The 26,501-nt window shown below is 70.3% G+C and carries 22 protein-coding genes; 14 read left to right on the forward strand and 8 right to left on the reverse strand.

Annotation, left to right across the window (positions count from 1 at the left end):
• Window positions 1-14: 14 nt before the first annotated feature.
• Window positions 15-1,472 carry a catalase gene (locus ACZ501_RS26185; RefSeq protein ID WP_361609218.1) on the forward strand — a complete coding sequence of 486 codons (1,458 nt, stop codon included), beginning with the start codon at window positions 15-17 and terminating at the stop codon, window positions 1,470-1,472.
• A 1,110-nt stretch (window positions 1,473-2,582) separates the two neighbouring features.
• On the opposite strand, the gene gcl is transcribed toward ACZ501_RS26185, so the two are convergent.
• Entirely contained in the window at window positions 2,583-4,361 is a 1,779-nt protein-coding gene (gene gcl / locus ACZ501_RS26190) for a glyoxylate carboligase (RefSeq protein WP_468798709.1), read from the reverse strand.
• A gap of 276 nt (window positions 4,362-4,637) precedes the next feature.
• Between gcl and ACZ501_RS26195 the strand changes: the two genes are divergently transcribed.
• Window positions 4,638-5,564: a hypothetical protein gene (locus ACZ501_RS26195; protein WP_468798556.1), complete on the forward strand. Its 927-nt coding sequence runs from the start codon at window positions 4,638-4,640 to the stop codon at window positions 5,562-5,564.
• A 65-nt stretch (window positions 5,565-5,629) separates the two neighbouring features.
• A complete protein-coding gene (locus tag ACZ501_RS26200; protein ID WP_361604846.1) occupies window positions 5,630-6,118 on the forward strand; it encodes a glutathione peroxidase in 489 nt (162 codons plus the stop codon).
• Between the two features lie 220 nt (window positions 6,119-6,338).
• Here the strand turns inward: ACZ501_RS26200 and ACZ501_RS26205 are convergent, their stop codons facing one another.
• Together ACZ501_RS26205 and ACZ501_RS26210 are read right to left on the reverse strand one after the other, a co-directional pair.
• Window positions 6,339-8,018: an AMP-binding protein gene (locus ACZ501_RS26205; RefSeq protein ID WP_468798559.1), complete on the reverse strand. Its 1,680-nt coding sequence runs from the start codon at window positions 8,016-8,018 to the stop codon at window positions 6,339-6,341.
• A 45-nt stretch (window positions 8,019-8,063) separates the two neighbouring features.
• Complete coding sequence (locus ACZ501_RS26210; protein WP_468798562.1) at window positions 8,064-9,179, reverse strand: winged helix DNA-binding domain-containing protein; 1,116 nt, start codon at window positions 9,177-9,179, stop codon at window positions 8,064-8,066.
• 86 nt (window positions 9,180-9,265) lie between these two features.
• On the opposite strand from ACZ501_RS26210, the gene ACZ501_RS26215 reads away from it, so the two are divergent.
• From ACZ501_RS26215 to ACZ501_RS26240, 6 genes are all read left to right on the forward strand, one after another.
• Window positions 9,266-10,405, forward strand: a complete 1,140-nt coding sequence (locus ACZ501_RS26215) for a magnesium and cobalt transport protein CorA (protein ID WP_468798565.1) — start codon at window positions 9,266-9,268, stop codon at window positions 10,403-10,405.
• Between the two features lie 399 nt (window positions 10,406-10,804).
• The gene (locus ACZ501_RS26220) at window positions 10,805-11,017 is read left to right on the forward strand and encodes a hypothetical protein (RefSeq protein WP_468798568.1); all 213 of its coding nucleotides are present in this window, start codon (window positions 10,805-10,807) and stop codon (window positions 11,015-11,017) included.
• Window positions 11,018-11,160: 143 nt separating this feature from the next.
• The gene (locus ACZ501_RS26225; protein ID WP_362466020.1) at window positions 11,161-11,292 is read left to right on the forward strand and encodes a DUF5131 family protein; all 132 of its coding nucleotides are present in this window, start codon (window positions 11,161-11,163) and stop codon (window positions 11,290-11,292) included.
• 218 nt (window positions 11,293-11,510) lie between these two features.
• The gene (locus tag ACZ501_RS26230) at window positions 11,511-11,885 is read left to right on the forward strand and encodes a hypothetical protein (protein ID WP_468798571.1); all 375 of its coding nucleotides are present in this window, start codon (window positions 11,511-11,513) and stop codon (window positions 11,883-11,885) included.
• A gap of 378 nt (window positions 11,886-12,263) precedes the next feature.
• On the forward strand, window positions 12,264-13,091 hold the full coding sequence (locus ACZ501_RS26235) for a hypothetical protein (RefSeq protein ID WP_468798574.1): 828 nt from the start codon (window positions 12,264-12,266) through the stop codon (window positions 13,089-13,091).
• Between the two features lie 131 nt (window positions 13,092-13,222).
• Window positions 13,223-13,450, forward strand: coding sequence for a hypothetical protein (locus ACZ501_RS26240; RefSeq protein ID WP_468798577.1), 228 nt, complete (start codon window positions 13,223-13,225; stop codon window positions 13,448-13,450).
• 535 nt (window positions 13,451-13,985) lie between these two features.
• Here ACZ501_RS26240 and ACZ501_RS26245 read toward each other — a convergent pair.
• Together ACZ501_RS26245 and ACZ501_RS26250 are read right to left on the reverse strand one after the other, a co-directional pair.
• Entirely contained in the window at window positions 13,986-15,035 is a 1,050-nt protein-coding gene (locus ACZ501_RS26245; RefSeq protein ID WP_468798580.1) for a phosphotransferase, read from the reverse strand.
• A gap of 97 nt (window positions 15,036-15,132) precedes the next feature.
• Complete coding sequence (locus tag ACZ501_RS26250; RefSeq protein WP_468798583.1) at window positions 15,133-15,492, reverse strand: hypothetical protein; 360 nt, start codon at window positions 15,490-15,492, stop codon at window positions 15,133-15,135.
• Window positions 15,493-15,596: 104 nt separating this feature from the next.
• Between ACZ501_RS26250 and ACZ501_RS26255 the strand changes: the two genes are divergently transcribed.
• The 3 genes from ACZ501_RS26255 to ACZ501_RS26265 all read left to right on the forward strand — a co-directional run bounded on the left by ACZ501_RS26255 (window position 15,597) and on the right by ACZ501_RS26265 (window position 17,617).
• Window positions 15,597-16,535: a MerR family transcriptional regulator gene (locus ACZ501_RS26255; protein ID WP_468798586.1), complete on the forward strand. Its 939-nt coding sequence runs from the start codon at window positions 15,597-15,599 to the stop codon at window positions 16,533-16,535.
• A gap of 74 nt (window positions 16,536-16,609) precedes the next feature.
• Window positions 16,610-17,179 carry a GNAT family N-acetyltransferase gene (locus ACZ501_RS26260; RefSeq protein WP_468798589.1) on the forward strand — a complete coding sequence of 190 codons (570 nt, stop codon included), beginning with the start codon at window positions 16,610-16,612 and terminating at the stop codon, window positions 17,177-17,179.
• Window positions 17,180-17,401: 222 nt separating this feature from the next.
• Window positions 17,402-17,617 (forward strand): DUF6243 family protein, encoded by a 216-nt coding sequence (locus tag ACZ501_RS26265; protein WP_361602065.1) that lies wholly within the window; start codon window positions 17,402-17,404, stop codon window positions 17,615-17,617.
• A gap of 151 nt (window positions 17,618-17,768) precedes the next feature.
• Here the strand turns inward: ACZ501_RS26265 and ACZ501_RS26270 are convergent, their stop codons facing one another.
• From ACZ501_RS26270 to ACZ501_RS26280, 3 genes are all read right to left on the reverse strand, one after another.
• Window positions 17,769-18,863: a DUF1152 domain-containing protein gene (locus ACZ501_RS26270; RefSeq protein WP_468798592.1), complete on the reverse strand. Its 1,095-nt coding sequence runs from the start codon at window positions 18,861-18,863 to the stop codon at window positions 17,769-17,771.
• Window positions 18,864-18,906: 43 nt separating this feature from the next.
• Complete coding sequence (locus ACZ501_RS26275) at window positions 18,907-20,343, reverse strand: GuaB1 family IMP dehydrogenase-related protein (RefSeq protein WP_468798712.1); 1,437 nt, start codon at window positions 20,341-20,343, stop codon at window positions 18,907-18,909.
• 149 nt (window positions 20,344-20,492) lie between these two features.
• Window positions 20,493-21,926 (reverse strand): coproporphyrinogen-III oxidase family protein, encoded by a 1,434-nt coding sequence (locus ACZ501_RS26280; RefSeq protein ID WP_361602059.1) that lies wholly within the window; start codon window positions 21,924-21,926, stop codon window positions 20,493-20,495.
• A 996-nt stretch (window positions 21,927-22,922) separates the two neighbouring features.
• Between ACZ501_RS26280 and pucD the strand changes: the two genes are divergently transcribed.
• Window positions 22,923-25,274 carry a xanthine dehydrogenase subunit D gene (gene pucD / locus ACZ501_RS26285; protein WP_468798595.1) on the forward strand — a complete coding sequence of 784 codons (2,352 nt, stop codon included), beginning with the start codon at window positions 22,923-22,925 and terminating at the stop codon, window positions 25,272-25,274.
• On the forward strand, window positions 25,271-26,500 hold the full coding sequence (locus ACZ501_RS26290) for an ATP-grasp domain-containing protein (protein ID WP_468798598.1): 1,230 nt from the start codon (window positions 25,271-25,273) through the stop codon (window positions 26,498-26,500). Before pucD ends, ACZ501_RS26290 begins: the two co-directional genes overlap by 4 nt.
• The last annotated feature ends 1 nt before the right edge of the window (window position 26,501 follow it).

Here is a 26,501-nt window from a genome sequence, read left to right on the forward strand (position 1 = left end):
TACGGAAGGTCACCATGTCGAAGCGCACGCTGACGACCGAGTCCGGCGCCCCGGTCGCCGACAACCAGAACTCCGCCACCGCCGGCGTCGGTGGCCCGCTCCTGATCCAGGACCAGCAGCTCCTGGAGAAGCTCGCCCGCTTCAACCGCGAGCGCATCCCGGAGCGCGTGGTGCACGCCCGCGGCTCGGCCGCGTACGGCTACTTCGAGGTGACCGACGACGTCACCGCGTACACCAGCGCGGCGTTCCTGAACACGGTCGGCAAGAAGACCGAGACCTTCCTGCGGTTCTCCACCGTCGCCGACTCGCTCGGCGGCGCGGACGCGGTCCGCGACCCCCGCGGCTTCGCCCTGAAGTTCTACACCGAAGAGGGCAACTACGACCTCGTCGGCAACAACACCCCGGTGTTCTTCATCAAGGACCCGATCAAGTTCCCCGACTTCATCCACTCCCAGAAGCGCGACCCCTTCACGGGCAAGCAGGAGCCGGACAACGTCTGGGACTTCTGGGCGCACGCCCCCGAGGCGACGCACCAGATCACCTGGCTGATGGGTGACCGCGGCATACCGGCGTCCTACCGCCACATGAACGGCTACGGCTCCCACACCTACCAGTGGACCAACGCCCAGGGCGAGGCCTTCTTCGTCAAGTACCACTTCAAGACGAACCAGGGCATCCGCTGCCTGTCGGCCGAGCAGGCCGCCGAGCTCGTCGGCAAGGATGCCAACTCGCACCAGACCGACCTGCTCCAGGCGATCGAGCGCGGCGTGAACCCGAGCTGGACCCTCTACGTCCAGATCATGCCGGCCGCCGAGGCCGCGGACTACCGCTTCAACCCGTTCGACCTCACCAAGGTGTGGCCGCACGCCGACTACCCGCTGCAGCGCGTGGGCCGCCTGGTCCTCGACCGCAACCCGGACAACGTCTTCGCCGAGGTCGAGCAGTCCGCGTTCTCCCCGAACAACTTCGTCCCGGGCATCACCGCCTCGCCGGACAAGATGCTCCAGGGCCGCCTCTTCGCGTACGCCGACGCCCAGCGCTACCGCCTCGGTGTGAACCACACCCAGCTGCCGGTCAACGCCCCGAAGGCGACGAAGGCCGACAACTACGGCCGCGACGGCGTCATGGCGCTGCGCAACGGCTCGCGCCACGACAAGAACTACGAGCCCAACTCGTACCAGGGCCCGGCCGAGACCGGTCTGGCGCTGGGCGCCCCGAAGGCCGTCTCCGGCTACACGGGCACCCACGAGGCCCCGGCCCACACCAAGGACGACGACTTCTTCCAGGCCGGTGAGCTCTACCGCCTGATGTCGGAGGCCGAGAAGCAGCGCCTGGTGGCGAACATCGCCGGCGGCCTGTCTCAGGTCACCCTCGAGGACGTCATCGAGAAGAACCTGGCTCACTTCCACGCCGCGGACGCCGACTACGGCCGCCGCGTCGAGGAGGCCGTCCGCGCCCTGCGCGACGCCTGAGCCGAAAAGCTGCACCGGGGGCCTGACGGGAGGTCAGGCTCCGGGTGCCGAGCCCGCACCGCGGACCCGGATGAGGGGTGGTACGCGGTGGGGGCAGGACGAGGACCGTGGCGGGCGTGCGAGCCAGTGCGGTGGTAATGGGTTCCGAGGCCCGTCTCTTGACCTGAGGGAGACGACGCCGGAGTTCTCGTCGCCGACCGCCACGGTCCCAGCCACTCCTTGCGTACAGGGGCCACGCACAGAGTCCCCTGTACGAGGAGGAGACCCTTCGACTCCGCCCGGTGGTGCGAACGTCCTGTCGCGCCAGCCTCGCACCGTCGGGCGGTCAGACCAGAGCGCCGAGTCACGGACGGTCCCGTGACTCGGCGCTTTGTCGCGTGCCCGCGGGCGGACGGCTGAGGGGCCGGGGGGTCCGCTACCCGCACGAAATGGCGCTCGGATCCCCCTGCGGTGCACCCGAGCGCGCCAGATCGCTACGCGCTGCCGACGGCTTGGCGTCCGACGGCCGTCTGGGGCCGATACCCACACCACACGTCGATCAGGAGCCCGTTCGGCAGCGACGGCCGCCCCCGATCCCCACGTGCGTCTCCCGGCGGGCGTCTGGGGGGTCCCGAGACCACTCTCATCGACGTGTGGTGCAGGTAGCAGCCCCAGAGAGGCGTCGGACGCTGCGACATGGGCGCTTCGGGGCCCCAGGCCGATCAGGCCGACGTGTGGTGGGGGTGGCCGGGCCCCCTGCCCGGATCGCTGCTTCTGAGGGCCCGGAAGGCCGATGGCTGGGCCCGGTCCCTCGTCTCTTCTCTGAGAGACCCGTCCCGTCCCCTTGAACCGTGCCGTTCTTTCGGGGGTTTCCCGGCAGTCTTTCGGCTTTCCGGGGTGGGTCGGTCGGTCAAGGGTGGCCGAAGGCCATCGCGTAGCGACGCGAACGAAGTGAGCGCCCTTGACGGGCCGGCACGAACCGGAAGGACGATGGGACTGACGGGAAGCCCCCGACCCTCCCAGAGGCCGCCCCAGGGGCCCCCGCCCCCGAAAACCCCCGCCCCGGCAACACCAAACGGCCCCCGCCCCTCCCTTCTCGGGAGGAGCGGGGGCCGCTGCGTACGGTGGGGATCAGGCCTGGAGGGCCTTGATCGCGGTCGGGGCGTGGCCCGACTCGGTCGCGAGCTCTTCGAACTCGGTGACGTCGCTCATGTCGACCGTCTTGCTCATCGCGATGTTGGTGACGCGCTCCAGGATGGCCTCGACGACGACCGGGACCTGGTGCTCGACGGCCAGCTTCTTGGCCTGCTCGAACGCCTCGCCCAGCTTCTCCGGGTCGGTGACGCGGATCGCCTTGACGCCCAGGCCCTCGGCGACCTTGACGTGGTCGACGCCGTAGACGCCGATCTCCGGGGTGTTGATGTTCTCGAACTCGAGGTTGACCTCGAAGTTGATGCCGAGGCCGCCCTGCGCCTGGCGGATCAGGCCCAGGTAGGCGTTGTTCACCAGGACGTGGACGTAGGGGACCTTGTGCTGGGCGGCGACCGCCAGCTCCTCGATCATGAACTGGAAGTCGTAGTCGCCGGACAGGGCGACGATCGGGGTCTGCGGGTCCGCGGTGGCGGCACCGATGGCGGCCGGGATGGTCCAGCCGAGCGGGCCGGCCTGGCCGCAGTTGATCCAGTGGCGCGGCTTGTAGACGTGCAGGAACTGCGCGGCCGCGATCTGGGAGAGGCCGATGGTGGTGACGTAGCGGGTCTCCGGGCCGAAGACCTTGTTCATCTCCTCGTAGACGCGCTGCGGCTTCATGGGGATGTTCTCGAAGTGCGTACGGCGCTGCAGGGTGGCCTTGCGCTCCTGCGCGGAGGCGGCCCAGGCGGAGAAGTCGGGCAGCTTGCCCTCGGCCTTGAGCTCCTTGGCGACCTCGATGAAGAGCTCGAGGGCGACCTTGGCGTCGGAGGCGATGCCGAAGTCCGGGGCGAAGATCTTGCCCAGCTGGGTGGGCTCGATGTCGACGTGGACGAACTTGCGGCCCTTGGTGTAGGCCTCGAGGTTGTAACCGGTGTGACGGTTGGCCCAGCGGTTGCCGATGCCGAAGACGAAGTCCGACTCGAGGAACGTCGCGTTGCCGTAGCGGTGGGCGGTCTGCACACCGACCATGCCGGCGGCCAGCTCGTGGTCGTCCGGGATGGTGCCCCAGCCCATCAGGGTGGAGATGACCGGGACGCCCGTCAGCTCGGCGAACTCGACCAGCAGGTCGGAGGCGTCGGCGTTGATGATGCCGCCACCGGCGACGATCAGCGGGCGCTCGGACTCCAGCAGGAACCGGATGGCCTTCTCGGCCTGGGCGCGGCTGGCCTGCGGCTTGTAGACCGGCAGCGGCTGGTAGGTCTCGGGGTCGAACTCGATCTCCGTCAGCTGGACGTCGATCGGCAGGTCGATCAGGACCGGGCCGGGACGGCCGGAGCGCATCAGGTGGAAGGCCTGCTGGAAGACACCGGGGACCTGCGCGGCCTCCAGGACCGTGGTGGCGGCCTTGGTGACGGGCTTGGCGATGGAGGCGATGTCGACGGCCTGGAAGTCCTCCTTGTGGAGCTTCGAGACCGGAGCCTGACCGGTGATGCACAGGATCGGGATCGAGTCCGCGATGGCGGAGTACAGGCCGGTGATCATGTCGGTGCCGGCCGGACCCGAGGTACCGATGCAGACGCCGATGTTGCCCGCCTTGGCACGGGTGTAGCCCTCGGCCATGTGCGAGGCGCCCTCGACGTGGCGGGCCAGCGTGTGCGCGATGCCGCCCACGTTCTTGAGCTCGCGGTAGAACGGGTTGATCGCAGCACCGGGCACGCCGAACGCTTGTTCGACACCCTCGAGCTTGAGGATCTCAACTGCGGCAGCGGCGGCTGTCATACGAGGCATCAGGTTCTCCTGCGGGTCTGGCGGTCAGACTTTTCCGTCATCCGGAATTATTGTTCTGCTATACGGAACAAGCTAAGGCGCGACTCCGCGCTCGTCAAGGCGGTAAGGCACCCCGGAACCCACCAAAAGCCGCATCGCGTTCGGCGAGTTGTACAAATGCCCGGGGTCCGGGGCCGGATCGGCGTGAATCCGTCGGTCCGCCTCGCCCGGCGGTCGCCGGTGGTGGAGCATGGACCCACGCACAGCGACGGAGGGGGTCCAGGTCTCATGGCAGAAGCGGTACCGGTGCGCTGCCCCTCGTGCCGGCGGGAGAACGGCTACAGCGTCCCCGTCTATCCCTGCGCCTGCGGGAGTCCCGTCGCGCCGCCCCTGGATCTGGTGGCGCCGGCCGTTCCGATCACCCACCGCAACTGGTCCGACGCCTGGGTGACGGTGCGCTGCGGGGTCTGCGGGCGCGACAGCGACTGGCCGCACCCCGAGGTGGGCTGCGGCTCCTGCGGGCTGGTCGTGCGGGTGCCGGTGCATCCGGCGGGGTCGGTGGAGGCGGTGGGCCCGTCCGGGGCGGGCGGATCCGGTGCCGGCCCGGGCGGCCGGCCGGGCACGGGCGCGCGGGACGGCGCAGGGGGCGGGGCGCCGCCGGTGCAGCCGCCGTCGGCGGGGTCGTCTCCGGCGGAGCCGGCCGCCGGGGGGCCGTCACCGGCGCAGCCCTGCGCCGCGGACCGGGGCGGCCCGGCCGCGCCCGCGGTGGGCGGCGCGGGCGTACCGGCGCCGGGTGCGGGCCCGGCCGCCGGGCGGCTCCCGCTGTCACGGCCGGCGTTCCGGCCCGTGACGATCCGTACCGCCCGGGACGCGGTGGTCACCGCCGCGCTGTACCTGCGCTGGCTCGGCTTCCAGGACGTCCGCCAGCCCGACGGGGTGCCGATCCCCTCGGCGGCGGTGGACCTGCGGGCCCCGGGCGTGGTGGCGCAGGTGGACCCGACCACCGCGCCGGCCGGGCTACGGGCGGTGGAGTGCGTATGGCTGAACGGCCTGACGGCAGCGGCGACCAGCGTCTACTTCTCCCTCGCCGGGTACACGGAGGAGGCCCGGGGGCGGGCGGACGACCTGGGGATACCGCTGTTCGTGATGGACCTGACGGGGATGCCGCAGCCCGTCAACGACCCGGCGGACGCGCTGGTGGGAAGGGGGGCCTAGGCTCGGGGGCTGTTGGTATTGGTATGACTTTCAGTCCGACGCCCCTTCCTGCCGAGGAGAGCCCGATGAGCCTGTACGACATCCCGCTGACCACCCTGGATAACGAGCCCACCAGCCTGGCGGCCCACCAGGGCAAGGCCATCCTGCTGGTGAACACCGCCTCGCAGTGCGGGCTCACCCCGCAGTACTCGGGGCTGGCCCGGCTGCAGTTCAAGTACGAGGAGAAGGGCTTCACCGTCATCGGTGTGCCCTGCAACCAGTTCGGCGGCCAGGAGCCGGGTACCGCCGAGGACATCCAGACCTTCTGTGCGGCCGGCTTCGGGGTGACCTTCCCGATGCTGGAGAAGTCCGAGGTGAACGGCGAGAACCGGCACCCGCTGTACCAGGAGCTGGTGAAGACCCCGGACGCCGAGGGTGAGGCGGGGGACATCCAGTGGAACTTCGAGAAGTTCCTGATCTCCCCCGCCGGCGAGGTCGTGGCGCGCTTCCGCCCGCGCACCGAGCCCGAGGCCCCCGAGGTCATCGCCGCGATCGAGGCGCAGCTGCCCGCGTAGGGCCCGTACCGACCGGACCGCTGCCGTACCGGCGGCACGGTCGGCGCACGGGCGGCACGGCCGGCGTACGGGCGGCACGGCCGGCGTACGGGCGGCACGGCCGGCGTACGGGCGGCACGGCCGGCGTACGGGCGGCACGGCCGGCGTACCGGCGTACCGGGCACTGCTGCCGTACCGCCGTCAACGCCGCCGGGCCCCGTGCGTCGTCCTGCCCCGGGCCTCAGCCCAGGTCGGCCTCGTCGTACTCCTGCCCCGAGCCGGCGGCGGTGAGCTCCCTCAGCTCGACCCGGCGGATCTTGCCGGAGACGGTCTTGGGGAGTTCGGCGAACTCGATGCGCCGGATCCGCTTGTACGGGGAGAGGACCGCCCGGGAGTGCTCGAACAGCGCCCGGGCGGTCTCCTTCCCGGGCTCCCAGCCGGCCGCGAGGGTGATGTACGCCTTCGGCACGGCGAGCCGCAGCTCGTCGGGGGCCGGGACGACCGCCGCCTCGGCCACGGCCTCGTGCTCCAGGAGGGCGCTCTCCAGCTCGAAGGGGCTGATCTTGTAGTCGGAGGCCTTGAAGACGTCGTCCGCCCGGCCCACGTAGGTGAGGTAGCCGTCGGCGTCGCGCGAGGCGATGTCCCCGGTGCGGTAGAGCCCGTCGGCCATGGCCTCGGCGGTGCGCTCCGGGTCGTCCCGGTAGCCGGTCATCACCCCGGCGGGCTTCACGCGCAGGTCGACGCAGAGCTCGCCCTCGTCAGGGGACTCCTTTCCGGTGACGGTGTCCAGCAGCACGATCGCGTAGCCGGGCGCGGGGCGGCCCATGGAGCCGGGCTTGACGGGGACGCCGGGGAAGTTGCCGACCTGGAGGGTGGTCTCGGTCTGGCCGAAGCCGTCGCGGATGGTGACGCCCCAGGCCTCCCGGACCCGCTCGATGACCTCGGGGTTCAGCGGTTCGCCCGCGGCGACGGCCTCGCGCGGGGGCGTGCGCAGCCTGGTGAGGTCGGACTGGATCAGCATCCGCCAGACGGTGGGCGGGGCGCAGAAGGTGGTGACGCCGCCGCGGTCCATCTCGGCCATGAGGCGTTCGGCGTCGAAGCGCGCGTAGTTGTGGACGAAGACGGTCGCGCCCGCGTTCCAGGGGGCGAAGAGGTTGGACCAGGCGTGCTTGGCCCAGCCGGGCGAGGCGATGTTCAGGTGGACGTCCCCGGGGCGCAGCCCGAGCCAGTACATGGTGGAGAGGTGCCCGATCGGGTACGAGGCGTGCGTGTGCTCGACCAGCTTGGGGCTGGCGGTGGTGCCCGAGGTGAAGTACAGCATCAGGGGGTCGCTGGCGAGGGTGGGGCCGTCCGGGGTGAAGTCCGCGTCGGCGCCGTACATGTCCTCGAGCCGTCGCCAGCCGGTGGGGACCTCGCTGCCCGCGGCGATGCGGGTGTAGGTGCCGGGCACCTCGTCGAACTTGGCGGTGTCCTCCGCCCGCGCGATGACGTGGCGTACACGGCCGCGGTCGACCCGGCCGCGCAGGTCGGCCGGGCCGAGGAGGGGGGTGGCGGGGATGACGACCGCCCGCAGCTTCATCGCGCCGAGCATCACCTCCCACAGCTCGCGCTGGTTGCCGAGCATGACCAGGATCCGGTCGCCGGCGGTGACGCCCTGGGCGCGGAGCCAGTTGGCCGCGGATCCCGACCGTACGCTCATCTCCGCGAAGGAGACGGCGCGGCTGGTGCCGTCCTCCTCGACGATGCGCAGGGCGTCGGCGCCGTTGCCGTCCGCGATGCGGTCGAACCAGTCGAGGGCCCAGTTGAAGCGCTCGGGGCGGGGCCAGGTGAAGCCGGCGTGGGCGGCTTCGTAGTCGCCGCGGTGCGCGAGCAGGAAGTCCCGGGCGGCCAGGAAGCTGTCGGTGGCGCTGTTCTCCGTCATGACAGGCATCGTGCCGCGCCGGGCGGGCCCTCCACCAGGGCGGCGTCAGCCGTGGATTGACCCGAAGCGCACGGCTCCGGGCGCGCCGGCCATCCCGGCGAGCAGGGCTTCGCCCTCGGCGGCGATCTCGTCCTTGCGCGCGGGTGTCTGCGTACCGAACAGTTCCACGGTGAGCCGCGGGCGGGCGCCGTCCTCGTCGTCGATGCGCCAGAGGCCGGCGAGGAAGCCGTCGACGAGGAGGGTGCGGTGGGCCTGGTTGCCGCTCCAGGCGCGGCCCTTGACCTCCGGGGGGACCACGCGGGAGCGGTCGGCGTGCGAGAGGAGCAGGTTGTCGAACTCGGGGAGGAAGCGGGGCGGCGCGGGGGTGGCGGGGTCGGGCCGGGGCGCGTCGGGCAGGTCGAACAGTTCGACGCCGTTCTCGTCGCGGAAGGCGAGCAGGCGGGGGCGCAGCCGCTCGAAGGGCTCGCGCAGCCGGGTGAGCCCGGCCCAGGTCTGCATGTCCTTGACGGAGGCGGGGCCGAAGGCGCCGAGGTAGCGCAGCACGACGGCGTCGATGCCCTGCTCCTCCTCCCCGTGGGCGGCATCGCCCACCCAGCTCTCCACGGTGGTCAGCCGCACCTGCCCGCTACGGCCCCACACCCCGCGCGGGGTGACCTGCACCAGCGGCAACAGGCAGCGGGCGGCGACGGACAGCGACTGCGGGTCGGCGGAGGGCCACTCCCGGAGCAGCTCCTCGCGGATCTCGCCCATGGTGCGCGGCTCGGCCTCGACGAAGGCCCGCGCGCGACGGGCGAGCCGCTCCGGGTCCACTCCGACGAGCCCCTTGCGGAAGTAGTTCACCTCCCGGTCCCGGGCCCCCTGCACGAGCGGCCTCAGCCCGAGGGCGTCCCGCACGGTGTGGGTGTGGATGGTGGACCGCATGGTCACCATCCGGACCACCTTCCGCTCCTCCATCAGCCGGGCCAGCCCGTCGGGCCGGAACCCGGCGAGGCGGGCGTGGAGCTGGAAGTAGGGCGGCTTGACGTTCTGCGCCTGCAACCCGAGCAGGTGCGCGACGGCATCGAGGGGCGCCATTTCGGCGCGGCTCAGCAGCAGCTGGCGGGCGAGCGTGGCACGGTTCAGAGCGCGGGTGTCGAGTACGGGATTCGTCCGGGAGGCCATGAAGGCAACCTAACCCCCCATGCGGACACCCCTTGTCCGCAACAGCCCCTCCCCCCTCCCCCTCCCCCACACGGAAGTGACCTGCGATGTCGGAGCGCCCGGACCGCCGCCCCCCGTCCTCCGCGAGGCGCTCGGGATGGCTGCGCCCGCCCGGCCCCGCCGCCACGCCCCCGTCGGCGGCCCCCGGCCCGCCGCCCCCGGAACACCACAGCCTGATCGACTCCGCCGTCTACCGCGACGGCCGCCGCGTCGCGTCCCCCACCACCCTCGCCGACACCTTCCGACGGCTGCGCGAACAGCCCGACGGCATGGCCTGGATCGGCCTGCACCGCCCGTCGGAGACCGAACTGCACTCCCTGGCCGCCGAGTTCGACCTCCACCCGCTGGCGATCGAGGACGCCCTGGAGGCCCACCAGCGCCCCAAGCTGGAGCGCTACGGCGACACCCTCTTCGTGGTCCTGCGCGCCGCCCGCTACCTGGACGCCCAGGAGGAGGTGGACTTCGGGGAGCTCCACGTCTTCGTCGGGGCCGACTTCCTGATCACCGTCCGCCACGGTGCGGCCCCGGACCTCTCCGCCGTCCGTCGCCGCATGGAGGAGACCCCGGACCTCCTGGCCCTGGGCCCGGAGGCCGTCCTGTACGCGATCCTCGACGCGGTGGTGGACGGCTACGCCCCGGTGGTGGCGGGGGTCCAGACCGACATGGACGAGATCGAGACGGAGGTCTTCCGCGGCGACCCGGAGGTCTCGCGCCGCATCTACGAACTCTCCCGCGAAATGGTCGAGTTCCAGCGCGCCACCCGCCCCCTGGTGGCCATGCTCCACGGCCTGATGGCCGGCTTCGCCAAGTACGGCACGGACGAGGAACTCCAGCGCTACCTCCGCGACGTCGCCGACCACGTGACGCACACCAGCGAACGCGTGGACGGCTTCCGCCAGGCCCTCACGGAAATCCTCACGGTGAACGCCACCCTGGTCTCCCAACAACAGAACGCCGAAATGCGCGCCTTGGCGGAAGCGGGCTTCGAACAGAACGAGGAGATCAAGAAGATCTCCTCCTGGGCGGCCATCCTCTTCGCCCCGACCCTGGTCGGCACGATCTACGGCATGAACTTCGAGGACATGCCGGAACTGAAGTGGGCGGCGGGCTACCCCTTCGCCATCCTGCTGATGGCGGTGGTCTGTACGAGCCTGTACGTGATCTTCAGAAAGCGCGACTGGCTGTAGCGACCCACTGCACGATCTTGATCGACTTAGCGCAAGCGAACCATAGATCACGCCCGCAGAGGCCCCGTGGGGAGAATCTGGGGAGAATGCGCGGCAGAGGGTCGACCACCCTCAGCGCCGCCGCCTCAACGGGGGCGGCGCCCGGCGCAGTCGTTGCCTGCCGCGCTCCGCAGGAACTGGCCATTCGGTCTGCCCTGCATCTCCAGTACGTGACACGCAACCGGAAAGCCCACTCGCAGGCCAACGGGCCATGCAGTCAGCCACGGACGCGGGAAGACATGGCCGACTTGCCCCCTTGCCGCCCACACGATCATGACGGTGTATCAGGTTCTGTCAGTGGCCGCAGCTACAACCGATCTGGAGGTCCGCATGGCGCGGACCGATGGGGAGGGAATCAGCATGCCGAAGGTTCCGGACGGATACGTGCGCGTACGAAGCCACCTCCGCCGCAAGCCGGGGCCGAAGTCCGCCAAGGGCCTGAGCGTCTGGGCCGTGGCCGGCCTGTGCGCGGTGGTGTGGCTCTGGGGCCAGGTCTTCGGGTTCGACGACAGCACCACGGAACAGCAGCCGGCGCCGAAGCCCGTCGTCTCCGCGCCAGCGGCCGGGCAGTGACGGCCAGGCGGCGGCGAAGGATCCGATGGCGACCGCGCAGTACCGCAGACCTACTGGGTGCGGCAGCCGTTGCCCTCGCGTTCGCGGTCGCCCTGGCACAGGCCGCATCACGCCTCCTGACAAGGGCCGCCGCAGCCTGGCCGGTGCTCGTCCTGACCGGTCTCGCCCTCGCCGTCGGTGTGCGTGACGTCTTCCAGGTCGTCGCGGAGACTCCGCAGCACACCTACCAGCTACTCACCAAGCGGGCGCGACGCTTCCGACGCGCGTACACCTGACGGCAGCCCAGCTGGGCCTGGCCACGGAACCGGCGACTCGGAGCTGTCGGCCACCGCGCTGCACGATCTCGCCAAACAGTGCATCGATCTCGGTTACCGGGCCGAAGCCATCCAGCTCGGCGAAGCCTGCGTGGACTACGGCCGCCACCTCGACAACCGCAGGCCGTCCCCTACTACGAGGCCACGCCAACACCGCCACACAGGATGACGATCGTCGCATGGCCACCAAGCGCCTCGCCATGTCCGAGACCGCCATCAGCAGGTCGGACGCCGCGGGCTGCGACTCCTGGGCCGCATACCCCCCGGCTACTGGGGCCACGAGTCCGGTATGTCCCTCTCGCCTCGGCGACCTCGACACCGCCGAAGAGCACCTCCACCTCGCCCTCGACATCAACGGCCTAAACCGCCGCCTCACCCGCGCCATCGTCCTCACCGACCTCGGCGGCGTCCGGATGCGCCAAGGCGACGCCGCCGGAGCCACGGTCTCCTCGCGCGACTTCCGCGACTGCGCCGACGGCATCCGATCGGTCAAGGTCCAGGCTGCCCTTCAGGACATGCGGGTCCGCCTACGGCGGTGCAGCGGGGTTCCCTAAGCCCAAGAGCTCCGGGCGCGAGCGGCCCTCACTGCGGGCTAGCCCGGCGCGACGCAGCTCGGCAAGTTCCTCCTGGCCTCGCGCCGCCCCGCTGTCACGCCCAGCTGCCGGCAGCAGCCACGAAGACGGATCCCCAGCGGTCGAACTGCCTTGTACCGACGGAATGACGGGGCATGACCGCTGAGTGGTGCAGCTAGGTTCGCCGACACGACAGGGCTTCCCCGCTGAGGGCGACCGGCGCTGCTCCCTCCTCCGGAATTCCCATGGCATCCCAGAGTCATGCACCATTTAGCTGTCTACAGGAAATTCCTCAAAGAACCCGCTGAGACAGGCAACTGTCTTGGCGTCAGAGTTTGAGTACGGACAGCCGGAGGTGCGATGGTGACGCCTGTGAGTGAGCAAACATCGTGGGAGGGACTCACTCCGGAGGAGGTCGCCGCCGGAGTCGCTGAGACCCAGAAGTTCCTCTTGGATCGAAAGGCGACACACCGGAGTCATGTTCCCGTTCGGCGCGACTTCGTGCAGCTCCCGCCACGAGCGGAGAGCCGGCACAGCCTCCTCGCCCAGTTCGTGCAGGGCCGGGACGCGCGCGGCCTGAAGGCATACCTATTCATCATCGCGATCACCAGCTCCGACCTGGACGGCTGGAGCACAACGCTCAACAGCTCCGTATGGGCCAGGGCAATTGGCGCGACGGCAACAGCAGAACCGACAGGCGCTCGGGCGGCGGTCAACAAGATCTTCGACCGTCTTCAGAAACGCCGATTGATCAACTACGGCCGAGTCCCTGGCACACACGACATCAGGGTCACCCTGCTGCGTGAGGACGGCCGAGGCGAGGAGTACACCCGCCCCGGCCGGGAGAACCGAGACCCGTATCTGAAGATCTCCCGTGACCTGTGGGACTCGAGAGCGATCGATGATCTAGGCCTGCCAGGCCTGGCCATGCTCCTCGTCCTAAGCTGTGAGCGCCCAGGCTTCGAGCTGCCGCCCGAGCGGACTCCGGACTGGTACGGCTGGTCGGCCGACACGACCGAGCGAGGCTTCAAGGAGTTGGCCCGCAAGGGATTCATCGAGGTCAAGAAGACCTTCAAGTCGGCGCCTACTAGCCCGAGGGGTTACACCCACAGCAACCGCTACACACTCCTGCCCCCGCACATCCATCGAGGGCGTAGCACCCCCCAGATGGATGCACCTGTCAGCTAGGTGCGTGAAGACACCACAGCCTCTGTGGGGTGCGACAGGGCCGCACCCCACAGAATCCCAGGCGGAGGCCGCGCGCCGGCAAGCAAATGCTGCCTCACCTGCAAGCAGTCCACCATCGGAAGGAGAACTACTTGAGCACCAACCGTAGCGCGCCGAAGCAGCTCGGCGCGCCCGTGATCAACATCAACCTGTCCGGGAACGCGCAGCTGAACTGGGCTTACGGCGACCAGATGGCGAGCAACCAGTCCGACGCTGGTGCCGAGTCTCCGGACAAGCACCCCTTCTGGAAGAGCATGATCTTTTGGACAGCGGTCGGGGTCATCGCCACCGCCGCAGGCGCCATCGCTGCGTTCCTGTAGATGCTCCTGCTAGAGAAACAGACAAGGAGTAAGCAGTAACCTGCGGAGGTTCGCCGAGTCGACCGGTCGCGGGCCAGGCAAGCGCTACGAACCCTTGCACCCATCACCGACGCCGAGCACGTGCCCCATCCGTGCCCTTCAGGACGGTAAATGGCGGTCACTACGGGCGCAGACGGGGCCTCGCTAGCGGCTCGACGTGGGTGGCCCGCACGTACGCGAGGGGGCGGCTGTACACCGGGAGCAATCTTCTGCTGGTCCCCTCGCAAGTGGAGGACACATTCCCCCGGGTGATCGTGGGGGCCGGGCTGCACTGCGTCACCACGGTCGGCTCGTTACGTGGCGGCATTCCCGAGACCGTCGGGGACGGCGGGGTGATCTTGCCACCCCGATGACGTGGAGGGCTGGATACAGGCGCGATCGAGTACGTCGACCGGCCCGGCTTCGGCGCGAGGGCTCGGGACCGGGCGGTGCCACTGGTTCGGTCATGCCTGCCTGAGCTGGCTGCCGCAGGGCTAATCCCAGCAGCAGCCGCCGGCTAGCGGGCCGCGTACGCGGCCTGGACCTCGTCGGCGCGGTCGGTCCACCAGTTCAGCAGGGCCTCGTCCGTCAGGAACATCTCCCCGAAAGTGGGGTCCTGGCGGTCGAGGTAGAACTCCAGCTGCCAGAAGTCGGTCATCCGCTTCCACCACAGCCGCTTCACGGCGTCGGCGAGGTCCCGCTCCGACAGATCGATCACGGACCGGTAGCCGGCGCAGAAGGCGGCGATACGGTTGAGGTCGAAGACACCACCCACCCCGAACTGCACCTGCGCGGTCCGCGCGACCTCCTCCCCGTACGGACGGATACCGAGCCGATCCCAGTCCAGGACCGCTGCGACCCGGCCCTCCTGCCACAGCAGGTTGCGGTACTGGAAGTCGCCGTGTGTCCACCCGTAGGGCCCGGCCGGGATCTCACCCTCCGGCCGGGCATCGGCGTGCCGCGCCAGGAGGCCGCGCCGGTCGTGAAGGGCCTCAGTCGCGGCTTTGTCGAAGTCGGTCACCGGATCGGCCGGGAGGGCGCCCAGGAGAGCAGCGGCACCCTGGTCGGCCGCGCCGACGTCGCGGACCTTCGTCGCCGGGGCCTGCTCAGGGAGCGGGCCGGGGGCGTGACGCCGCAGCCCTGTGTGGAGGCGGGCCAGGAGAGCGCCGAGATCGCGTGCTTGGCCGAGGGTGAGGTCAGTCCCCTGAACGTGTTCGCCGTCCACCCAGGGCAGGACGCAGTAACCGTGACCGCCGACCTCCACGACAAGATCCCTGCCCTCGGCGAACAGTGGCGCCGGAACCGGGATCCCCTCGCGGGCCAGGTCCGCCAAGACCGCGAGGTTCCTGCGGACCTTGGGCAGGGGAACGTCAGTGATCTCCTTCACCGCGTACGTCCCGGCAGCCGTCTCCAGCCGCCAGTTCCGGTTCATTAGTCCATGGGCAAGGAACAGCTGGTCGTGCACCTCGCCCAGCCCGAACGAGCGGGACACGGTCGGCAGGGCCGCCAGAAGGTCGTCTTCTCGGGTCACATCCGTCACCCCAAGGACGGTACGCCGACACCGCATCCCGCACCGGCATCCGTCACCGAGGTCTGCTGTGGGGTGAGGGGCGCACAGCGACGCCGATGGTTCAAGGACGAGTCCTGATGGCACTGCGGGAACTTTAGCGATCACGCCCCCACACGGCCCATACCGGCGAAGTGTGCCCCCAGCGCCCTAACACGCTCCCGGCTGAATGGGTGACGTGCGCCATCACCGACCCGTAGAGGGCGATCCGCCGGTAGAAGCGCCGTCCGGTCTGGTAGAAGGCCAAGGGGCCCAGCGCCTGCGACTGTGCGAGGAACACGCCCGCGGCTCCGAGGGCGCCCTTAGCGGCCAGTGCCGCGATGCCGCGGAGGCCGACGTCCAGCAGCCACCGCACCTGTGCCGCCTGGGCAGCCGATCCCAGGTACCAGGACTGGCCCGGCTGCGCGGTCATGGGGCCGACCAGGTGCCGGTGCGCGGCCTGCTCGACCGCCTCCACACCCGCCGCGCCGTCGCGGTTGAAGAGTCTCGGAACCGCCGCAGGGGTGGAGGCAGGGAGCGCAGACTTGAGTCTCCTGCAGGGGGAGACAGGAAGGTGAGTTCATGGACGGCGGCATCCTCTACTCGATCGGCGAATTGGCCCAGCGCACCGGGCTGACGGTCAAGACCATCCGGTTCTACTCCGATCGGGGCATCGTCGAGCCTGCCGGCCGCACCCACGCCGGCTACCGGCTCTACGCCCAGGACACCGTCGCTCGCCTTGCCCTCGTGCGAACACTGCGAGAACTGGGACTCGGCCTCGCCATGATCCGGCAGGTCGTGGACCAGGAACTCACACTCAGCGAAGTCGCCGCCCAACACGCTGCCGCAGTTGACGCGCAGATCAGCATCCTGCGACTGCGACGGGTGGTCCTGACAGCCGCCGCCACACGCGAACCCACCCCCGAGGAGATGGAACTCATTCACCAGCTGGCCACGCTCTCCGAAGCCGAACGCCGACGCCTGATCGACGACTTCCTCAACAGCGTCTTCGACGGCCTCCACCGCAGCTCTTACTACGCCGCAGCTCGGCGTTCCATGACGCCCGAGCTTCCCGACAGCCCCACGGACGAACAGATCAGAGCATGGGTGGAGCTGGCTGAACTGTCCCTGGACCCGGATTTCCGCGCCAGTGTGCGGCGCCTGGCCGAAGACCACGCGGCCGCCCTGCCCGACGACGCCCCCACGCCACCTCGCCCGGACATGATCGCCATTGTCCGAGATCTCGTCGGGCCGGTCGTGGCGCGTGGCATCAGCCCCGACTCGCCCCTGGCCGATCCTGTCGTCGCGGCGCTCACCGCCCACTGCGCGCTCGCCCACGGCCGCTCCGATGACGCCGAGCTGCGCCGGTGGCTGCTACGGCGCCTGCACGCCGCGAGCGATCCGCGCAGGGACCAGTACCTCCGGCTGCTCGCGCTGATCAACGACTGGCCGACACCGGAACGCCTCACCCCGTTGATCGACTGGGCCGTCGCAGCTCTGCGGATGCAGGCAGCCCGATGACGCAACAACCACACAGCCCCGCCCCACAGTCGCACGCGGCGCTGAAAGCTGCTGCGGCCACATGTTCTCGGCCCATGGAGAAGATCGTTGCACTGCTCGAGGCAGACGCCACACCGTCGGCCCCTGCTCTCCTATTGCGTCCCTGGGACCCGTCGGACGCTGCCGACCTGATTGAACTGTATCGGGATGACGCCCTGCGCCGGTGGACGAGCTCACCAGTGAACGACGAGGCGAGCGCGGCTCATTGGATTCACGAACAACAACGGGGATGGGATACGGGAGACCGCTTCGCATTCGCCGTCGTCGAATCGCACACTGCGGGCACCGACGGCACGTTGACGGGGAACATAGTCCTCAAAAACGTCCTGCCGGGCACTTCGTCCGCCGAGGTCGGGTACTGGACCGCAGCGCATGCGCGCGGCCGGGGAGTGGCACCCCGCGCGCTACAGGCACTGACGAAGTGGGCTTTTACCGCCTTCCCCGGCAACGGGCTGACGCGCCTTGAACTCCTGCATCAAGTGGACAACACAGCATCATGCCGCGTCGCGCAGAAGAGTCGGTATGCACTCACCACGGTCCTGCCCTCAGCACCGCCCACCTACCCCCTTGCCGGTCACCTGCACGTACGGACGCGCGACCTCTGACCCAGTCCGCGCAGGGCGCTCGCCGTAGGACCGGTCGGCGCTGGGGCGGCCAAGGGCCTGGCGGGCGGGGGTGACGGGAGCGGGTAACGTCTTTGTCATGTTCTTCCAGACGCCGATTCACGAGTGAGAGCGAGACGGGCCCCGCGGACGTCCTTCGACGTCGCCGCGCCCGTCCCCCACCGATGAATCCGTAGATCACTTCACACCAGACCGGGAGAACCCGTGACCGACAGCAAGAACATCAACAACCCCGTGGGCCAGGGCGGCGGCCAGCGCAAGAAGCTGTCCCGCGCCGAACGGCAGAACAACGGTCCGCACCGCAACCTCGACCGCCAGAGTGCCGCCGACCGGAAGGCGGAGCTGGTGCGCAAGATGCGCGAGAAGGCACGCGCAGCCGAGGACTCCGGACAGGCGGGCGACGACACCGCACAGAGCTGACGTACCTCCGCCGCAGGGCGGCCCTGCCGCCGTATCGGGCGCGGCGGGCCGGAGTGGCGGCTGACCTGCGTGTCCTTCCGGGCGTGACGAGCCCGATGGTCGCCGTCGTGACGCCGTTGCGGCGGCGCACCGGTACGCCATCGCGCCGCGCTCAGGGCGTCAGAGCCAGCAGTGGTGGCGCGTACTGCTGGGGGCGTTCCCGGATCAGGCGGGTACGCAGCCGTTGGGCGGCGGAGCCCGTCAGCCCGAGGCCTTCGGCAGCGGCGCGGAACGTGACGTACTGCGCATCGCGGTGCTCCTCCCGGAGGCGTTCGAGCCAGGAGTCGACACCCCGCACCGCGTGCTCGACCGAGCCGTCGGGCGAGCCGGCCCCGTGCAGCAGCGCCCGGTCGCGCTCGCGCTGGAGCTCGGAGAAGCCGCACACCTCCAGGCTGGTGCGTTCGGCGCCGGCGAGGTCCGCGTTGCCCGAGAGGTGCAGTGCACGGGCCAGCCGGTTGCGGCTGAGGACCCGCTCGGTGCTGATCCGGTAGACCCGTGCGCTGACGTCCGAGAGTTCCACCGCCAGCCCGGTGTCCCGCACGACGCACCCGCCGCGCAGGCCCCGTGCGGCCGCGGCCAGCAGGGCGCTCGCCTCCGAGGGGTGCCAGTCGAAGACGTGGTCGACACGGCGGGTGTCCTGCTCGGTGAGGGCGAAGGAGTCGTCCCCCAGATCCGCGGCCAGGTCCCGCTCGGGGATCTCGCAGTCCAGACCGGGGCCGGCGAGGTACAGCACCGCGTTCACGCCGGCCGTGGCGCACGCCGCCATGACCATGGCGTCCGGGAGCGGGCTGAGCAGGGTCGGCTCGTCGCCCCGGGCGAAGACGTCGCCGCCGACGTCCACCACCTTGACCTCGTCCACGGCGTACCGCTCCGCCGCCTCGGCGATCTGGCGCGCCAGGCCCCGTACGCCGTCGTACGGGTCGAGCAGGCCCAGGGTGATCGGAAGGTCTCCGGCCAGCCGCGGCAGGGTGGAGCCGGCAGGAGCGATGGGGGCGCTGTCCGCGGTGATCTGCGAGACGTGCGGGGTCAGGGGCCGCAGTCCGGTGAAGTCCCAGCCGCTGCGCGGCCCGGGGATCGGGTCGACCACCAGCCGCTCCCAGGAGTAGCTGAGGACCACGGCGGGCTCGTCGCCGCTGATGGCGCCGTGCACCAGGGTCGTGCCGATGACGTCACCGCCGCCGCCGGCTGCCACGAGGAGCTGAGTCACGATTCTTCCTTCGGGTCGGTTTTCCGGGGGTGGCGGCGCCCGCTCACCAGCTGGTGTGCAGGGGCTTGCCCTCCGCATAGCCGGCCGCGCTCTGGACGCCGACGACGGCGCGGTCGTGGAACTCGTCGAGGGTGGCGGCGCCCGCGTAGGTGCACGCGCTGCGCACCCCGGCGACGATCTCGTCGATGACGTCCTCCACGCCGGGGCGCCGGGGGTCGAGGTACATCCGCGCGGTGGAGATCCCCTCGTCGAACAGGACCTTGCGGGCCTGGTCGAAGGTGGAATCCTCGGCGGTACGGTGCCGGACGGCGCGGGCGGAGGCCATGCCGAAGCTCTCCTTGTACCGGCGGCCGTCGCTGTCGGTGTGGAGGTCGCCGGGGGACTCGTGCGTGCCCGCGAACCAGGAACCGATCATCACGTTGGAGGCTCCGGCGGCCAGGGCGAGCGCGATGTCACGAGGATGGCGGACGCCGCCGTCGGCCCAGACGTGCTTGCCGAGGTCGCGGGCCTGCCGGGCGCATTCGAGGACGGCGGAGAACTGGGGGCGGCCGACGCCGGTCATCATCCGGGTGGTGCACATGGCGCCCGGGCCCACGCCGACCTTGACGATGTCCGCTCCCGCGGCGACGAGGTCCCGCACTCCGGCGGCCGTCACCACGTTCCCCGCGACGACCGGAACGTGCGGGTCGAGGGCACGCACCGCACGTACGGCGTCCAGGGTCTTGTCCTGGTGGCCGTGGGCGGTGTCGACGACGAGGACGTCGACCCCCGCTTCGAGCAACTGCTTCGCCCTCAGTGCGACATCGCCGTTGATGCCGACGGCGGCGGCGATCCGCAGCCGGTTCCGGTCATCGACGGCCGGGCGGTAGGCCGTGGCACGCAGGGCGCCGGCCCTGGTGAGGATGCCGGTGAGGCGCCCGTGGCCGTCGATCACGGGTGCGAGCCGGTGCCGGCCCTGGTGCAGCAGGTCGAAGGCGCGGCGCGGTGCCGCGTCCTCCGCCAGGGTGAGCAGCTCGGGGGACATCACCTCGCGGAGCTGGGTGAAGCGGTCGACGCCCTGGAGGTCGGCCTCGGTGACGATGCCGACGGGACGGTCCGCCTCGACCACGACGACGGCTCCGTGGGCGCGCTTCGGCAGAAGTGACAAGGCCTCGGCCACGGTGGCATCGGGGGTGAGGGCGATCGGCGTGTCGTGGACGAGGTGACGGCTTTTCACCCACAGCACGACCTCGGCGACGACATCGCTGGGAATGTCCTGCGGAATGACGCAGATTCCGCCACGGCGTGCGACCGTTTCGGCCATTCGGCGGCCGGACACGGCCGTCATATTGGCCACGACCAGTGGAATTGTCGTTCCGGTTCCATCGGAGGTGGAGAGGTCGACGGACGTGCGGGACCCCACGGCCGAATGGCTCGGCACCATGAAGAGATCGCTGTACGTCAGTTCGTACGGAATCGGATGATCGGAAAGGAAGCGCATGGTGAGTACCTGGTCCATCGTCGTCATGCCGGGAGAAGTCGTCGGCGTGCCCGAAGCGGGCACGCCGCCACCGCCCCGGCGCACCCGTACGGCGAATGAGGGGGTGCGCCGGGGGCGGTGGAGAGGGCCGGTGTTTCCGGAAGGGACCGTCAGGCGCCGGCCGTCTTGAGACCGGAGATGCGGATCGGCTCGCCGCCCATGTGCTTCTGGGCGCGCTTGTTCTGCTGGTGCAGCCCCTCGTAGTACGTGCGGTCGAGTTCGATGACGTTCTTCGAGAAGAACATCCAGGACAGGACGTCGCGGTACTTGAACCCGTCCGCGGTCAGCTGGATCCGGTCGGTGGGCAGCCGGCGCAGCAGGCCCAGCTCCTCGCCGGCGGCCAGGACGGGCTCGAAGAGGTGGGCCTTCTCCCGGTAGCCGAACCGGTCCAGCTCGTTCAGGTCCAGGTCGAAGGTGTCGAGGACCAGACGCTTGCGGATGATCTCCTCGTCGTCGAGGACGAAGCCCGTCTGCGGGGTGAGCTCGTGGTTGCGGGCCTGCTTGATGTAGTCCGCCACCTCCCCGAGGCTCGGCTTGACGTTGCCGACCATGTAGTCCACGGAGCTCGTGTAGCTGCGCGCGCCGGCGCCCAGGCCCAGCAGCGGAACGCCGTGGAAGGTGAGCACCTTCTGCTGGTAGCCGCCGCGGCCGAGCTTCTTGTAGCGGACGTTCGACTCCTGCACGTAGCCGGCCTCGCGGAAGGCCGCGTTCGCGTAGTCGTAGCGCTCGTAGAGGTCCGGGTTCCACATGTACTGGTAGGCGCCGGTCTTGGAGAACCACGCGTCCGGGCGGACGGTGAGGAAGTACGTGCTGATCGTCTCGGGGGCCAGCGCCACGAGCTCGTCGACGGAGTGCCGCCAGCTCTGCGGAGTCTGTCCGGCGAAGCCCATGATCAGGTCGGTGCTGAGGTTGGGCAGCTGCTTCTCGCGGGTGATCTCGATGGCCTCGCGGATGACCTTCTCGTTGGCCTGGCCGCGGCCGGCCTCGCGGATCTCGGCCGGCACCAGCGACTGGATGCCGATGTTCGCGCGGGTCAGACCCATCGCGATCAGCCCCTCGAGCGTGCCGGGCTCCTTCACGATGGAGTCCGGCGTGGCTTCGATGGCCACCTCCTCGACCGTGCTGCGCCAGTTCGGGTAGACCTCGTCGAAGGTCGCGAAGAGCTGCTCGAAGTGACGCGGGCTCAGCAGGCTGGGCGTTCCGCCGCCGATGTAGATGGTGCGCAGCCGGCGGGCCTGGATGATCTCCGCGTGGTCCCGGATCTGGGTGCACAGCGCGTCCATGTACGCGTCGTAGACGTCCATGTCCTCGGAGATGACGGTGTACAGGTTGCAGAAGCCGCACTTGTAGCGGCAGAACGGAACGTGCAGGTAGAGGTTGAGTTCCGGAACGCCGTGGCGTTTCAGGTCTTCATCCCATATGTCTTTGATGTTCCAGGAGCCGTTGAGAGGACGGTAGGCACTACGCGAGGGGTAGGCGTAGTTGAAAGGCGGAATAACTCCTTGCTTGATGTGGTGGGCGAGCTCGTCGCGAATTTCACTCATGGTGATTTCCCTCAATCCGTTTGCGGGACCTGGGCAGCAGTGGACAACCCCATGGGGCCGCCGGGCCGATGGGCCGACGAATGCCGCTACGAGGCGGTGCGACGGGGGCCGGAGGGCGAGTCCGGATGAAAGGAAACGGAGGGTGCATTGCCCCCCTGGTATGTACAGCTCCCCCGCTGCGACGCGATCCGCCGAGAACTCCTGGCCGTTCGCTCACTCAGAGCGCAGAAACAAGGCCGGGCAGACGCTCCAATAAGTAGATGGGTAATTCCACGCCGAGCGACAGGACCGTATCCTCCAAAGCCGGAGGGTGGTTTCCGACACGCACCTGGGTGATCGTCCAAGACCGTCTTGGTGGGTGAGATGTTTCGGCTGGGTTACGGATTCCTCCAGCGGTCCTCTATTAGCGTCACCCACTCATGCACCAGAACGGGGGTTCAGATGAGGCATGAGTTCCGGTTAACGCTGTCCCGCGGGGAATTGACGCGACGTCAGTCCCGCGACGGACAAGAGAAGCCGCCACCGGCCGTCACGGGTGCCGACGCGACGGCCGTCTCCTTCGCGAAGGTACAGTCCACCCGCCCGGAAGCGGCCGGGTCCGCCAGCACCGGGACGCCCGTCGAGGCAGACGTCCTCCGGGCGCCGGAGTCCCGCGCACCACAGCGGACGACGTCACGGCCCGCGTGGCGGCGGACCGGCCCGCGCGCCACCTCTCCATCGCCGCTCGCCCGGTCGGCGGCGACCACGTGCCGGACGCCGCGTCCGGCGTCGTCGACGGCGGACCCCTCGACGGGGCCAACTCCTCGACGGGGCGCGCCGCATCCACGCCTCCGCCACACCCAGCCGATCACCATGCGGTAGCGGACCGGCAGCGTCCGGCAGATCGCCCCCCAACACCAGCTCTGGCCTCGAAGGCTCCGAGGCACCCTTGGCGCGCCCCTGGCCGACTCGGCCCTGCGCTCGCTCGAGCCGGCCAACTTCGTGGATAGGTTTTCCTTGAGTACCACTCCATCGGGCGCCCCTGAGGCGGTCGACCTGCGCCAGGCCATCGGTATCGGTGGCACACCCCCGCGCCCGGACGGCGCACAGAAGGTCCAGGGCTCGTTCGCGTACGCATCGGACCTGCGCGCCGAGGACATGCTGTGGGGCGCGACGCTGCGCAGCCCGCACCCCAGTGCGCGCATCCGCTCTCTGGACACCAGCAGGGCCCGCGCCCTGCCCGGCGTCGCCGCGGTCCTCACCCACGAAGACCTGCCGGGCCGGAAGCTGTACGGCCTCGAACGCCGCGACCAGCCCGTTCTCGCCGTGGACGAGGTCCGCTACCAGGGCGAGCCCATCGCGCTGGTGGCGGCCGACCACCCCGAGACCGCCCGGCGGGCGCTGGCCCTGATCCGGGTGGACTTCGAGGTGCGCGAGCCGCTCACGGATCCCGCTCTGGCGGCCTTCGATCCCGACCAGCCGGCCGTGCACCCGCAGGGAAACCTCGTACGCCACCAGCCGATACGGTCCGGTGACGTGGAGGCCGCCCGGCGCCGCGCCGATCTCGTGGTCGAGCGGGCCGAGTTCGAGATCGGCATGCAGGACCAGGCGTTCCTGGGACCGGAGTCGGGGATGGCCGTTCCCGACGGGGACGGCGGCCTCGACCTGTACGTGTCGACGCAGTGGATGCACCACGACAAGCGCCAGATCGTCCCCGTGCTGGGCCTGCCCGAAGAGCGGGTCAGGCTGACCCTCTCGGGCGTCGGCGGGGCGTTCGGCGGCCGCGAGGACATCTCCGTGCAGATCCACATGGCGCTGCTGGCCCTGGCCACCGGTCTGCCGGTGAAGATGTCCTACAGCCGCGACGAGTCCTTCCTGGGACACGTCCACCGCCACCCCGCCAGGATGCGGTACGAGTACGGCGCCACCCAGGACGGCCGGCTCGTGTACGGGGACGTCAGGATCGTCTTCGACGGCGGCGCCTACACCTCCGCGACACCCGGCGTGGTGGGCATCGGCTCCTCCCTCTGTCTCGGACCGTACGAGTTCCCGCACGTCTCGGTCGACGTGTACGGCGTGTTCACCAACAATCCCCCCTGCGGGGCGATGCGCGGCTTCGGCGGCGTCCAGGGCTGCTTCGCCTACGAGTCCATGATGGACCGGCTCGCTGCCCGGGTCGGCCTGACACCGCTGGAGATCCGCCGGCGCAACGCGATCCGGCCGGGTTCCAGGATCGCCAACGGTCAGGCGGTGGACGCCCCACAGCCGTTCCGCTCACTGCTCGACGAGATCGAGGCCATCCCGCTCCCGGCGGCCCTCCCCGCGGTCACCGATCCCCGCGACCTGCCGGGAGGCCTGTCCGGCAGCACCCGCGCCGAGAGCGTGGTGCGCGGCGTGGGCTACGGGGCGGGGATGAAGAACGCCTGCTTCTCCGGAGGCGACGACGACTACTCCACCGCCCGGGTCGTCCTCGCCGTGGCCGACGGCGAGCCCACCGCATACCTCCACACGGCCGCCGCGGAGGTCGGCCAGGGCCTGGTCACCGTGGAGGCCCAGATCGCCCGCACCGAACTCGGCTTCGAGCGCGTGGTGCTGCTCCCCCCGGACACCTCGATCGGCGACTCCGGCGGGAGCTCGGCCTCCCGGCAGACCTACATGACCGGCGGCGCCGTGAGGACCGCCTGCGAGGCGGCGCGGGAGGAGCTCTTCCAGCTCGCCGCCCGACGCCTGGCGCTGTCGGAGCGGCCGGCCGGCGACCTCTGCGTCAGCGGGGGCAAACTCGTCTCGCGCCGGGACGGGGTCCTCGCCGACGTCCTGGACGTACTGGGCACGGACACCGTCGACGTCACCCGCGAGTACCACCACCGGGCGACCAGCGCCGTCGACCCGCTGACCGGTCTCGGCGACTCCCACGTCCAGCTCATCATGTGCGTCCACCGCGCCGTGGTCGACGTCGACGTGGAGCTGGGGCTGGTGCGGGTGGTCGCGCTGGACGCCGTGCAGGACGTCGGCCGCACCATCAACCGCGGCGGCCTGGAGGGCCAGATCCACGGCGGTTCCGCGCAGGGACTCGGGCTCGCCCTGATGGAGGAGCTCGTGGTCGAGGGCGGCAAGGTCCAGAACGCCTCGTTCACGGACTACCTGATCCCGACGGCCCTCGACGTCCCGCGGATGAACCTCACCATCGTGGAGCACCCGGACCCGCACGCGCCCTACGGCGTACGCGGGGCGGGAGAGGCACCGACCCTCTCGGCGACCCCCGCCATCGTCGCCGCCGTCCGCGACGCCACCGGCCTCGCGCTGACCCGCGTCCCCCTGCGCCCGCACGACATCGCTCTCGGCGCACGATCCACAGGAGTACGGACATGAAGAGGGTTCTGCTGATCGAAGCCATGGGGTCCGCCGAGGACCTGCTCGACGCGGGCCGCGACCTCGGCGTGCGGATGGTGGTCGCCACCCACCCGGAGATCTACGACTCCTACGCGCCGGCCGTCAGGGAGAAGATCCCCGAGGTGGTCTTCACCGACTTCTCCGATCCCGCCAAGGCCCTGGACGACCTCACCGAGTACGCCAGGACCGAAGGCGTGGACGCGGTGGTGGGCTGCTGGGAGTTCCTCACCCCCACGGCGGCCCGGCTCGCCGCCCGGCTCGGACTGCCCGGCAACGACCCTGAGCGGGCGGACGGCTGCCGCAACAAGCGGATCATGGCCGGGCTGTTCGAGGAGCACGGGGTCCCGGCCCCCGTCACGATCCTCGCGCAGGACCACGGGCAGGCCGCCGCCCGGCTGGCGGCCGGCGGTCTGCGCTACCCCGTGGTCGTCAAGCCGGCCGAACAGGCCGGCTCGTGGGGCGTGTCGGTGATCCAGGGCGAGGACGAGCTGGCCGACGCGTTCGCCGCGGCCCAGGCCTGGCCGTACGAGTCTCCGCACGGCTTCCCCCTCGACACCACCGTGCTCGTCCAGGAGTACGTCGACGGCGTCGAGTACAGCGTCGAGAGCGTCGTCTTCGAGGGGCGGGTCTCGCCGCTCACCGTGGTGCAGAAGTTCACCACCGAGGGCGTGTTCCGGGCCGAGACCGGCCAGACCGTGCCGGCCGCCCTCGGCGAGGACGACACCGCGACCCTGTTCGAGACCACGGTCGCGGCGGTCCGCGCGCTGGGCATCACCAACGGCGTCGCCCACACCGAGCTGAAACTGCTGCCCGGGGGCGGCGCAAAGATCATCGAGGTGGGGGCGCGGCTGCCCGGCGACCGGGTGCCCGAGCTGATCCGCCTCGCCCGCGGCATCGACGAGGCCCGCGCCTTCATCCAGGTGGCCCTGGGCATCGAGCCCGACCTCACGCCGCGCGCCGAACGGGCCGCGGCCATACGGTTCTTCGTCCCGCCCCGGGCGGGCCGCTTCCGCAGCATCGACGGAGTCGTCCGTTCCCCGCAGGTCCACCGCATCGCGGTCTACCCCGAGCCCGACGACGAGGTCCGCGGCCCGGGCGACAACGACGGCCGGGTCGGCTACGTGATGCTCACGGCGGCGACCCCCGAGAAGGTCAACACCGCGGCGGACGCCGCCATCGCCAAACTCACGATCGAAGTGGAGTGAC

The sequence above is a fragment of the Streptomyces sp. NPDC034085 genome (genome assembly GCF_055575555.1).